8 protein-coding genes and 2 pseudogenes are annotated in these 12,622 nt (G+C 45.4%); 6 read left to right on the top strand and 4 right to left on the bottom strand.

Going from position 1 to position 12,622, the window contains the following annotated elements:
* Window positions 1-128: 128 nt before the first annotated feature.
* Together ACEW9J_RS15620 and ACEW9J_RS15615 are read right to left on the bottom strand one after the other, a co-directional pair.
* A pseudogene (locus ACEW9J_RS15620) lies at window positions 129-844 on the bottom strand (Rpn family recombination-promoting nuclease/putative transposase); the annotation flags it as partial.
* A 59-nt stretch (window positions 845-903) separates the two neighbouring features.
* The gene (locus ACEW9J_RS15615; RefSeq protein ID WP_373546038.1) at window positions 904-2,211 is read right to left on the bottom strand and encodes an ABC transporter substrate-binding protein; all 1,308 of its coding nucleotides are present in this window, start codon (window positions 2,209-2,211) and stop codon (window positions 904-906) included.
* Here ACEW9J_RS15615 and ACEW9J_RS15610 point away from each other — a divergent pair.
* A pseudogene (locus ACEW9J_RS15610) lies at window positions 2,200-2,951 on the top strand (YebC/PmpR family DNA-binding transcriptional regulator). The gene ACEW9J_RS15615 and the pseudogene ACEW9J_RS15610 overlap by 12 nt on opposite strands.
* A 50-nt stretch (window positions 2,952-3,001) precedes the next feature.
* Here ACEW9J_RS15610 and cbiE read toward each other — a convergent pair.
* Window positions 3,002-4,240, bottom strand: a complete 1,239-nt coding sequence (gene cbiE / locus ACEW9J_RS15605) for a precorrin-6y C5,15-methyltransferase (decarboxylating) subunit CbiE (RefSeq protein WP_373546037.1) — start codon at window positions 4,238-4,240, stop codon at window positions 3,002-3,004.
* A 21-nt stretch (window positions 4,241-4,261) separates the two neighbouring features.
* A complete protein-coding gene (gene pyk, locus ACEW9J_RS15600) occupies window positions 4,262-6,016 on the bottom strand; it encodes a pyruvate kinase (RefSeq protein WP_373546036.1) in 1,755 nt (584 codons plus the stop codon).
* Between the two features lie 346 nt (window positions 6,017-6,362).
* Between pyk and ACEW9J_RS15595 the strand changes: the two genes are divergently transcribed.
* The 5 genes from ACEW9J_RS15595 to ACEW9J_RS15575 all read left to right on the top strand — a co-directional run bounded on the left by ACEW9J_RS15595 (window position 6,363) and on the right by ACEW9J_RS15575 (window position 12,270).
* Window positions 6,363-8,459, top strand: a complete 2,097-nt coding sequence (locus ACEW9J_RS15595; protein WP_373546035.1) for a response regulator — start codon at window positions 6,363-6,365, stop codon at window positions 8,457-8,459.
* A 67-nt stretch (window positions 8,460-8,526) separates the two neighbouring features.
* Window positions 8,527-8,943, top strand: a complete 417-nt coding sequence (locus tag ACEW9J_RS15590) for an acyl-CoA thioesterase (protein WP_373546034.1) — start codon at window positions 8,527-8,529, stop codon at window positions 8,941-8,943.
* A 140-nt stretch (window positions 8,944-9,083) separates the two neighbouring features.
* The gene (locus ACEW9J_RS15585; protein ID WP_373546033.1) at window positions 9,084-9,443 is read left to right on the top strand and encodes a hypothetical protein; all 360 of its coding nucleotides are present in this window, start codon (window positions 9,084-9,086) and stop codon (window positions 9,441-9,443) included.
* A gap of 182 nt (window positions 9,444-9,625) precedes the next feature.
* Window positions 9,626-11,533 carry a tRNA uridine-5-carboxymethylaminomethyl(34) synthesis enzyme MnmG gene (mnmG, locus tag ACEW9J_RS15580; RefSeq protein ID WP_373546032.1) on the top strand — a complete coding sequence of 636 codons (1,908 nt, stop codon included), beginning with the start codon at window positions 9,626-9,628 and terminating at the stop codon, window positions 11,531-11,533.
* A gap of 80 nt (window positions 11,534-11,613) precedes the next feature.
* On the top strand, window positions 11,614-12,270 hold the full coding sequence (locus ACEW9J_RS15575) for a Uma2 family endonuclease (protein WP_373546031.1): 657 nt from the start codon (window positions 11,614-11,616) through the stop codon (window positions 12,268-12,270).
* Window positions 12,271-12,622: the final 352 nt, after the last annotated feature.

The following is a 12,622-nucleotide window of genomic DNA, read 5'->3' as shown; positions in this document are numbered from 1 at the left end:
CATACTCAATACCTATAATTTCCTTGGCTCGATCTGGATGCTTTTCAATATATTGCAGTGGGTTTGGCATATTAGATAAAATACTATTTTACAGTTTTGCTATCTTTTTTGTCCACAGATTATATTTAGGATTGGTCTATTTCCCCAAATCGTCTATTTAATAATCGATTTAAAAATCTTACAGCCTCCTTCTGTTCACCTTTCTGTTCTCCTTTTTGTAAAATATCCTGATAAATAACAGACTCTTGCATGATATCCTCACTTAATAACTGCCGAATCAAACTTTTCTCAAACCGCAACCCTGCTAGAATCTCAGTATAACCTGCCGTATTCTGCCGCTCCTGCCGCTCCTCTATTTTAGCTACCTGTATCGCCACCTGCGATAGCAAATCTCGTGGCGAATCAGTTTGACACAATGGGGCTAACGGTAGTAGAGCCAAATTTCCTAAAAATAACCCTGCATCCTGTTCCCACATGCGGAGTGAGCGATAGCGATGTGTAGTTGTTTCATCTACATACTCTTGCATCCGCGCAATTGGATCGTCTGTCTCCTGTAAAAATATTACCACCTGAGCGACCGGACATTGGTATTGACGTTTGAGTCTCACTGAATAATCCAGCATCCGAAAGGGAATTCCTGGTTTAGACAGTGTTAACGTTTGGAACTCAATATGCAGAATCTGGCTGGAGGTTTGAATAAAGATTACCGAATCAGCGCGAATTGGTTCGATACTCAACTCGTTTTTAATACTTTAACATTTCTAGCATCATCAGTAGTCAACCATCTGACAAAATCTGCGGGGTATTTTTCTGCCAATAGCTTACAGACATTATCAAAACTCATCACGCATCAATTGAGAGGATAAACTAGCTAAACATTGAGTTATTTTATCATAAATATTCTTATTGATTCAAGCTTAAATTTAGTCTTTCTTGAGCTGTTTTGAGTGCTGCTTCAGGTGAAGATTTATTTAGTAATACCGATTCAATCGCGCGTCCGAGGTCTTCAGATATTTCACTATATCCAGGCTCGACTGGACGGGATCTACCATACTTAGCTTGGTCTAAAAATACTTGCGTGGCAGGTGTTTTAGTTACATAATCTCGATAGGCAGATCGATCGCGAGACTTGAGATTTATCGGTAAATATCCCGTACCTAATGCCCACTCAGTTTGAAAATCTTCACTCAGTACATATTCCATAAACTCCCAAGCGGCTTGTTGATGTGCGGGAGTACTCTTCATCATAAATAGATTTTCTCCACCGATACTTGTTGCCGATCGAGTCCCCATCGGAATCGGCATCACATCATAGTCAGTTTGATTGAGTCCGGCTAATTGTCCCAATGTCCAAGGGCCAGTTAATTGCATCGCTACTTTACCAGATAGGAAATTATCTAACTCATAGCCTCGTTCTGGAGATGATAAAATGGCACTACCATCTCGAACCAGATCGCTCCATAATTGCAGGGCATTAATTGCCCCAGGATTATCGATTTGCCAGTGGGGTTGGGCTGAATTCACGTCAGAACGCAATTCACCACCACCACTCCACATAAAAGGTAGCCAAGTAAATACCGTCCATTCGCCTTGCCCTAATGGTAATAATATACCGTGGGTATCATTTTTACCATCACCATTAGTATCGCGAGTAAGTTGTTTGGCAGTGGCTTTAAATTCTGTCCAATTAGTGGGAAGACGATCGATTCCTGCTGCTTTAAAGAGACTCGGACGATAGAAGATACCGACATTATTTGTGCCGAAAGGTACAGACCATAAATGGTTTTCATACTGCATCGAGCCAAGTAAAGCTGGATCGATATCTTGACTAATTGGCGATCGATTCCACAGTTTTTCTATAGGCTCGATCGCATCCAAATCGACTAATTGCCCCGTCAACATCGGCCCATACCAGAGCAGATCTGGTTTAGCATCACCTACTACCGCAGCCAGAATTTTTGGTAACTGTCGATCGGCTTGTCCGACATAGAGCGATTCAACCTCGATCGATGGATGTTGTTGATTAAATTTGGTAACTAATTCCTCAAAAACAACTCGATTGGGCGGTGGATTAATTCCTTGCCACAAGGTGAGATGTGTCACCCCATTAGTATCTAGTTGAGTTGGCGTACATCCTGCGGTAATTGTGAGTAAAATTAAAGCAGCCAATATTCCAATTTTAGAAGCTAATCGATCGATATGGCAGGTCATAGTAAATGGGCCAATATTAAGCGACAAAAGGCACGAGTTGATGTTGTAAAGGGGAAAACATTTGCCCAAATATCACGGGCGATTATCGTCGCCACGCGGAATGGAGTTCCCGATCCCGATGGTAACTTCCAACTGCGGACGGCGATCGAAAAAGCCAAAGCAGCAGGTATCCCCAACGATAACATCGATCGGGCGATTGCCAAGGGTGCAGGTACTTTAGATAGTAGCGATCGACTCGAAGCAATTCGCTATGAAGGTTATGGTGCTGGCGGGGTAGCCATTATTGTCGAAGCTCTGACAGACAATCGCAAGCGGACTGCGGCGGATCTGCGATTTGCATTTGTCAAGCAGGGTGGAAATCTGGGGGAAATGGGCTGTGTGAGGTGGATGTTCGACCTCAGGGGGGTATGCTCGATCGTGGGGAGTGTGGATGAGGATCGGCTGTTAGAGGCGGCTCTAACAGGTGGTGCGGACATCTACGAGCTAATCGACGATGAGGAGCAGCCAGGGGCGGAAGTATTTACCACGGTGGAAATCTCGAACTACTCAATGCTACGCTGCGATCTGAGGGTTTTATTGTCAGCGATAGCCAGTGGCGGTGGGTACCACAAAATACAGTGCTAGTGGACGATCCAGAGCAGAGTAAGCAGTTGCTCAAATCGATCGAAGTGCTCGAAGCGTTGGATGATGTTCAAACCGTCACGGCTAATTTCGATCTCGCTGATGAACTTTTCGATTGAGCTAAACCGTCGGGGAACAAAGGCGGGCGCGAATCGCTACCCTCTACCCTCTACCCTCTACCCTTGACTACTACCAACTGCGTCACCGGAATCAGCGGTTTCCAGCCGAGAAAGCCACCAATTACCTGAGTACGTTGAATCGCGATCCGAGTCAGTTCGCCACCGACTTGTTGATGCCACTGCAATAACTGCAATTCGCTCTCTACTGTCACAGCATTAGCCACTAATCTACCACCCGATCGCAATGCCGTCCAACAGGTAGCTAATAATCCTGGAGCTGTAACGCCACCACCGATAAAAATTGCATCGGGAGTCGGTAAATCTGTCAAAGCTGCTGGTGCTTTGCCCTGCACGAGTTGGAGGTGGGGGGTGCCCAAAGCTGCCATATTATCGGCAATAAATTGTAACCGATGGGAGTGTTGCTCGATCGCGATCGCTCGACATCGAGGATGACTCCGCAACCATTCAATCCCAATCGAACCACAGCCAGCCCCCACATCCCACAGTAATTCCCCTGGCATTGGTGCCAGCGCGGCTAAAGTGATCGCGCGGACTTCGCGCTTTGTCAGTTGTCCATCGTGATGATAGGCACTCTCAGGCAGTCCTGGGAGGCGATTTAAGGGGGTTGTATTTGGATCGATGCGGCATTCAACGGCGATCGCATTGAGAGCGGCTACCTCCGGTTTCGACCAGGCTCTGGCAAGATCTGAAACTACTCTTTCGCGTCCACCCAAGTGTTCTAATACGGTAATTTGACTATCCCCGTAGCCACGTTGCGTCAACAAATCTGCCACAATCTGCGGCGTATCTGCACCTGCGCTCAAAATTAATAACTTGGCATCTGGCGCGAGGATCGCCGCTAGAAAGTCAGGAGCACGTCCGCACAAACTGATTGTCTCTACGTCTGTCAACGACCATCCCAATCGGGCACAAGCTAGACTAAAGGTCGATGGAGCGGGGATAATGGTCATCTCATGGAGCGAGATATACTTGAGCAAAGTCACTCCGATGCCATAACAGAGCGGATCGCCGCTAGCCAGGATACAGACTGGGGTACCTCGATGTGTGAGGATTGACTCGATCGATGCTTCAATCGGCGATGTCCACACGAGCCGAGGTTGTAAAGAGTCATCGAGCATAGCTAAATGACGTTTACCACCGACGATGAGTGATGCTCGATCGACAAATCCGCGCGCGAGTGGACTTAGTGCGGACAATCCCGACTCACCAATACCGATAACTGATAGCCACTTCTTGCGCTCTTTGGCGGAGCTGCTCGGATGGAGCATCGTCACTCTCAACTTCCTACGCTAATTAAAACTAATTGCCCCAGAATAAATCAGCCCACGTTGGACATCGAGGGTAATTACGGTGCCACCACGAATGCTCTGGGTAGCACCCTTGACCCCAACAATAACTGGAATATCCAATCGTAATCCTAACACCGCCGCATGACAGGTTAAACCTTCTTCCTCGACGATAATTGCGCTAGCTTTGCGAATTGCTTCCAGGTACTCAGCATTCGTCGTCTTTACCACTAAGATATCCCCTTTATTAAAGTGAGCGATATCCTTGGGCGAATTGGCAATATGAGCAGATCCAGTGACTAAACCATGCCCGATGCCGATTCCTTCACCTAAAACGGAAGTGACGACTTCGACTTTGACTAGATCTGTAGAACCAGCCACCCCTTGGGTACCAGACATAATCACGACTAAATCCCCTTCTTGCAAAAGATTGCTTTTCTGCGCCATCTTAATTGCGGCTTGGAAGTTATCACTGACATTGGGTAGATCGAGCAGGAGGATGGGTTGAACGCCCCACACGAGCTGGAGTCTACGGGCAACGTCTACGTGGGGTGTGACGGCGAGAATCGGCTTGGATGGGCGAAATTTGGAGACGCTGCGGGCGGTGGCTCCGGTTTTGGTAAAGGGGATGATGGCGGCGGCTCCGAGTTGTTCGGCGATGTTGCTGACGGCTTCACTGATGGCATTGGGGATCGATCGTTTGTTATCTTCCCAGCGTTTGGAGAGTTTTCCTTTTTCGGTTTCGAGGGCGATTCTCGCCATAGTTTGGACGGCTTCAATCGGATAAATACCTACAGCGGTTTCATTAGAGAGCATCACCGCGTCGGTACCATCAAGGATCGCATTGGCAACGTCGGAAATTTCGGCGCGAGTGCCACGGGGATTATTTACCATACTATCCAACATTTGGGTAGCCGTAATGATCGGAATTCCCATCCGGTTGGCTGTCGCAATCAGTTGCTTCTGAATTCTAGGGACTTGTTCGGCGGGCATTTCCACGCCGAGGTCGCCTCGTGCTACCATGACCCCATCGCAGAGGGAGAGGATCGCTTCCATTTGCTCGATCGCTTCGTGCTTTTCAATTTTAGCGATGACTGGAACTTCTTTACCCGCATTGGCGATTAGTTCTTTGATTTCGATGATATCAGCCGGATTGCGGACAAAGCTGAGGGCTACCCAGTCTACACCTTGATCTAGTCCAAACATCAGATCCTGACGGTCTTTATCAGTCAGAGCTTTGATTGAAAGGTAGACTCCAGGAAAGTTGACACCTTTATTATTTGATAGCGTTCCGCCGACGACTACTTGACAGTGCAATTCACTGGTAACAGGATCGACTCCAGTTACGACCATTTCGACCTTACCATCATCGAGGAGGATCGTCGAACCAACTGGCACTTCTTCGGCTAGAGTCTCGTAAGTTACCGAACTAATTGTCTGCGTGCCTGGGATGATTTTACTCGTCAGCGTGAATGGATCGCCATTTTTTAGCACGATCGAGCCATCGGCAAATTTGCCCAATCTGATTTTCGGCCCCTGCAAATCTTGTAGGATCCCTACGGGCTGATTTAGTTCAAAGGATATTTGCCGAATCAGGCGAATATTTGCTAAATGATCGTCGTGAGTACCGTGGGAAAAATTGAGTCGCAGAGTCGTTGCCCCAGCTTGAATCAATTGTTTCAGGACTTCAGGGCTACTAGTCGCTGGGCCGATGGTAGCAACAATCTTAGTTCGGCGGAGGGAATCTCGCAATTGCATGAAGTTACAGTCAAGGGAGCAAAGGATCGGATACAAAGTGGTAATCTTGGCACAGCTTATGCTTTGCACTCAGGTCGAACCATCTATTGATGGCGACTGACCTGGATCGTTGATTTAGACTTAATGCTTAAATCAGCTATAGATAACACTGGATAGTACCACACAACCGTTGTTAGTTGCCCGCGATCGGACAAATAAGTTTGGCAATATTTCACGATGCGGTAGCAAGTAGGGATAGATTCGCAAGCAACGTCAGTTTTCTGGTGATTTTTGGGATAAATACTAGAGAGAGTATCAAAAAAAGCCACTCCTCAATCGATTTACAATTTGTAGTTTATACCCCATTATGGCAATCGGTAAAAGACCTCATTACCCACCGCTAATCTTAATTGTCGATGATGACGAGCTAGTCAGACAGATGCTGTGCGAGAAAGTACAATATGATGGTTATCAGGTGAGAACTGCGCGAAATGGGGCAGAAGCGATCGTTATTTATCAAGAGATCCAGCCAGACTTGGTGCTGATGGATGGAGTGATGCCAGAAATGGATGGATTTGAATGTTGCGAACATTTACAGCAGTTGCCTGGAGGGGAGCTGACTCCAGTATTGATGATTACGGGCTTAGATGATAACGCATCACTCGATCGAGCTTACGCGGTAGGAGCTGCTGACTACATCACCAAACCTATCCACTGGGCGGTATTGCGCCAAAGAGTCAAGCGAGTATTGGATCAGTCTCACCTACATCGCCAACTTGAAGCATCAAATCTCGCCCTGCGCCAAAAATCCGCCGAACTTCAGCACCAAAATTATCTCCTCGAACAGTCCAAACAAGCCGCAGAATCGGCGAATAAAGCTAAAAGTGCTTTTTTAGCTGCCATGAGTCATGAGATCCGTACGCCCATGAATGGGGTGATTGGGATGACAGGATTGCTGTTAGATACCGAACTTACGTCTCAACAACATGAGTTTGTGAGTACGATTCGCCATAGTGGTGACGCTTTACTCACATTAATTAATGATATTCTCGATTTTTCTAAAATTGAATCGGGTAAATTAGAACTAGACGATCGACCTTTTGATATTCGCGACTGTATCGAAGAAACTCTCGATCTCCTCGCACCCAAAGCCGCCGAAAAAAACTTAGAACTTGCCTATCTCATCTACAAAAATACTCCCAGTTGCTTGTATGGTGATGCTACCCGTGTCCGCCAGATCTTAGTCAACTTAGTTGGTAATGGCTTGAAGTTTACCAATTCTGGCGAAGTGATCGTCGGCGTAACTTCACGCAAAATTGTGGCGATTCCAGATTCAGTGCTCACCACCGATCGGCCTACTTATGAGGTGCGGTTTGTAGTCAAAGATACAGGCATTGGTATTCCCCAAGATAAGATCGATCGATTGTTCAAAGCTTTTAGCCAAGTCGATTCTTCTACTACTCGTAACTATGGCGGTACGGGTTTAGGATTGATTATCAGCAGACGACTTACTGAATTGATGGGCGGTAAAATGTGGGTCGAAAGTAATGGTGAAGGTGGATCTAACTTCTTTTTTACCATTATTGCTAAGGCGGCTTCAGCGTCATCGCAATCCGATCGAAAAGAGCAGTATCAGCCTGATGAATTAAAAGGCAAACGATTATTAATCGTCGAAGATAATTCTACTCATCGCAAAATTTTAGCACTTCAAGCTCAGTCTTGGGGGATGTTTGCACATCCTACCAAATCTGGAGCTGAAGCTCTCAAATTACTCGATTTGCGCGGACATTTCGATCTCGCCATTTTGGATATGTATATGCCAGAGATGGATGGTTTGACACTTGCTCAAAAAATTCGAGAGCTTCCAGAATATCAAAAGTTACCATTAGTGATGCTCAGTTCACTTAGTATCAGTCAGATTGAAATTGAAGCAGCTAGAGTCGATTTTGCCGCTACTCTAAATAAACCAATCAAACAATTTCAACTTCAAGATGTGCTAGCTCATATTTTAGGCAAAAATCCCTCAAAATCTTTTGCCGCCTCTAAATCAAGATCGTTCAGTCACAATCTAGATCGAGCTGTATTTCCATTAAGAATTTTGTTAGCTGAAGATAATATTGTCAACCAGAAAGTAGCTATCCATATGTTAAAGCGGATTGGTTATCAAGCTGATATTGCGATGAATGGTTTAGAGGTACTCGAACTATTACATCTTCATACTTATGATGTGGTATTAATGGATCTCCACATGCCGAAAATGGATGGAATCGAAGCTACCCGCAGGATCTTAACTGAATTACCCGAACATCGTTGCCCGACAATTATTGCGATGACAGCAAATGCTCTAGAAGGTGATAAGCAAGAATGCCTCGATGCTGGGATGCACGATTATGTAACTAAGCCTGTGAAAATTGAGCAATTAGCTCATGCTTTGAGTATGTGTCAACCATTGTTGTTGGTGTAGCTAGTGGCTAGTCGATATTCAGTTGTCGGGAGCGAGATCGTATTTGAAATGTTGAAGAAAGCAGATTATGTCTTTTAGTTATGAGTATGTAGTTCAATTGCGAGATACCGATGCAGCCGGAGTTGTCTATTTTGCCAATATTCTTTCAATCTGCCATGTTGCCTATGAAGCTTCATTAATTGGATCGGGTGTAAATCTTCAATTATTTGTAGATAATCCTAATTTTGCAGTACCGATTATTCATGTATCTGCTGACTTTTACAAACCATTATATTGTGGCGATCGAGTAATTATCGAACTTACGCCGAGATCGATCGATATCCACAGATTTGAGATTAAATATCAAATATTTTCTACTAACTCAGTAGTATTAGCTACAACTATCACCAAACACATAGTCATCGATCCTCAAACTAGAAAGCGCAAAGAATTACCAGCAGCCCTAAATAACTGGCTGCTCCAGTGGTGTGAAAACCAGCGATAAAGTGCTGATGTACCAGCAACATTACCACCAAATCATCAATTAAAATTTAATAGGAGCTGATAATCGGATGAATATTCCGTAATTGCTGACACAGAAATGTATCTATAAATATCCACACTAACTTTACCGGAGCGGCTCACATGCTAAAATGTAATATCATCAGCTTGATGCTCCTCCCAATTGCTGGATTTATAGCTTGTACCGATCTTGTAGGTGCCGAAACCTTAATCACTAAAAATTTCCAAATTAAGATTACCCGACATTGTGAGGAAGGTAATGTGACTTGCGATCGAGTTACTTATGTTGGTAAATCTTTAAAAACAGGTAAATCTATTTTTCTAACGGGTAAAACAGTTAATAATAGCCGCAGTTATACTTTTCTGGGTTATGAGTTTCGGAATGGGCTATATCGTTATATAATAACTAACGAAAATATTCTGCTCGTCTATCAGGGCGATCGACTAATCCTCCGCGAACAAGGTGAATTAGTCGATAATTGAGTAAGCAGCATATAGCAATCCTAAATCAGAAGCTAGGTTGATGTAGAGTGCGTTGGGCGCAAGCCGTAACGCACCAATAGCCGAGCTGTCGAGCGATTAGCAGAATATAATAGAGATAGACCCGATCGCACCTAAAACTCAGGGCGGAAAAGTTACAATTTCAAGCTCCTCCCCCATCAATTATGAATCCCGACGTTAAATTCCAAGATAGCTTTGATATCATCGTTGTCGGCGCTGGACATGCAGGCTGTGAAGCCGCACTAGCTACCGCTCGACTGGGCTGTCGCACCCTCCTCCTCACCCTCAACTTAGACAAAATCGGCTGGCAACCTTGCAATCCAGCCGTCGGCGGCCCCGCCAAGTCCCAGCTCACCCATGAAATCGATGCGCTGGGCGGTGAAATTGGTAAAATGGCCGATCGCACCTATCTTCAGAAACGGGTCTTGAATGATACGAGAGGCCCTGCTGTGTGGGCATTGCGCGCGCAGACTGACAAGCGCGAATATGCAGCAGTGATGAAAAATATTGTCGAAAATCAGGACAATCTCACCATTCGGGAAGGGATGGTGACGGATTTGGTTTTGGATGCGAATAATAAGGTAATTGGCGTTGAGACTTATTTTGGCGTAGCGTTTGAGTGTCAGGCAGTAATTTTGACTACGGGGACGTTCCTCGGTGGGACGATTTGGGTAGGGAATAAGTCGATGGCTGCTGGACGTGCGGGGGAATTTGCCGCAACGGGGTTGACAGAAACTTTGCACCGATTGGGGTTTGAAACTGGGCGGCTGAAAACTGGTACGCCTGCGCGAGTGGATAAGCGATCGGTAGACTACACTAAGATGGAACCACAGCCAGGTGATACCCGAGTGCGCTGGTTTAGTTTCGATCCCGATGTCTGGGTTGAGAAGGAACAGATCCCCTGTCATCTAACGCGCACAACTCCCGAAACTCATCGCCTGATTCGGGAAAATCTCCATCTGTCGCCTGTATATGGCGGTTGGGTAGATGCCAAGGGGCCAAGATATTGTCCGAGTATTGAAGATAAAATCGTCCGGTTTGCCGATAAGGAAAGTCACCAGATTTTCATCGAACCGGAAGGGCGGGATATTCCTGAGTTGTATATTCAGGGTTTTTCGACTGGACTCCCCGAAAGTCTCCAGGTGGAAATGTTGCGAACGCTCCCAGGGATGGAGCAGTGCGTGATGTTGCGTCCGGCTTATGCGGTGGAGTACGACTATCTCCCTGCGACTCAATGTTATCCCACCATGATGACCAAAAAGATTGAGGGGCTATTTTGTGCGGGACAGGTAAATGGTACCACTGGCTATGAGGAAGCAGCGGGGCAGGGATTTGTCGCGGGGGTAAACGCGGCGCGATTTGTCAATCGTCAGGAGATGATTGTCTTTCCCCGCGAACAGAGTTATTTGGGGACTTTAATCGACGATCTGTGTACTAAAGATTTGCGCGAACCTTATCGGATGTTGACTAGTCGATCGGAATATCGGCTATTATTGCGATCGGACAATGCCGACCAAAGATTGACACCATTGGGTCGAGAAATCGGACTTATTGATGACAGGCGTTGGGGGTTATTTACCAGCAAACAAGCGCAGATCGTTGCTGAGAAAGAACGCCTGGAAAAAACTAGAGTAAAGGAACTCGAACCGACCGGAAAAGCGATTACGGCGGCAACTGGAGAAATCATTAAAGGTTCGATTACACTTGCCGAACTATTGCGTCGTCCTGGATTGCATTATCCCCAGTTAATTGAATTTAAACTAGGTAATGAAGATCTAAATCTTGCCGAACAAGAAGGTGCCGAAATCGAAATCAAATATGCGGGGTATTTGAGTCGCCAACAACATCAAATCGACCAAGTAAGCAAACATTCCAATCGGAAATTACCCAGTCAGATCGACTATCATGCGATCGAAACTCTCTCCAAAGAATCACGAGAAAAATTAACCCAAATTCAACCCGCAACTATCGGACAAGCCACTCGCATCGGTGGTGTCAATCCTGCCGATGTCAATGCACTATTGATTTGGTTAGAAGTGCAGAATAGAAACACAATTCCACAAGCTGTATAAACTTGGGCGGGGCTAGATCCCCGACTTCTCCCAGAAGTCGGGGATCTAGTAGCCGATCGCATTATCAGAGGTCATCCCCTATGAATACTTCCGTTATCATCGATTCTCCAGCTAGAATTAGTTCGTGGCGGAGTGCCACTTGGGCTGAATATCTAGAACGTGTCGAAAACCTCGACGAACAAGAGCGCGTCTTTTTTAATCTAGACACAATTTGGATCGATATGGGCAACGAAGGCATCAACCACTCACGCTTTAATGAACTATTTACCTTAATATTCGGTTTCTGGTTTGCTAGACAGACTGATGTGAAATTCGATTTGCTTGGTGGTTGTGTGATGGAAAAACCCCAGACTCAGAGTGCTGCGCCGGATAAAGTGCTGTATATTGGTGGTGACTCTCCACGCTGGAAGTCGGGAGAACCGCGCCGAGTGAATTTAGATTCGTGGCGCGTACCCGATTTAGTTGCTGAGATTGCCGATACAACTTTAGCTACAGATTTAGATGAAAAGAAGCAATTATATCTAGCTTTAGGTATTCCTGAATATTGGGTAATCGATGTCAAAGGTAAGCAAGTTTTAGCGTTTCGATTAGTTGATGGAAAGTACGAACAGTGTAGTGAATCAGTGGCGTTGACTGGACTACCGATCGAGTTACTAGAGCAAACTTTAGAACAGATGGATAATGAGAATGGTAATGCCGCGATGTGGTTTGTCGCTCAGATTCAAAGTATCATTTGAATGAAAGTCTCACTCTATCTCCCACTACTGTGAATATTTTTGATGATACCGAACCCCAGCAATTATCGAACAATCGATCGAGTCGATTTGAAGATTCATTAGTTTCTGTCATATCAGTTAAATTACACCTTTTCTGATTCAGTTACGGACTGTAGATTTTCTTGCTGTTTAGTTAGTCTCATTAATAGGCGCAATCCTTCATTAACTGCACTAGAATCTGGGAAAATTGTCGCGACATCAGAATCTAGCTCGATAGTTAGATTCGAAAAATATGGTGTTTATTTGTCCTGTGCTTGCATAACCAGATATTCAAAAAGCATTTAATTATACTCTCCAGGAAGAACGGTTTTTC

It is taken from the genome of Chamaesiphon sp. (assembly GCF_041737865.1).
Classification (GTDB): Bacteria; Cyanobacteriota; Cyanobacteriia; order Cyanobacteriales; family Chamaesiphonaceae; genus Chamaesiphon.
The sequence above is the reverse complement of the archived record's forward strand: the minus strand, read 5'-3'. Positions and strand labels throughout refer to the sequence as shown.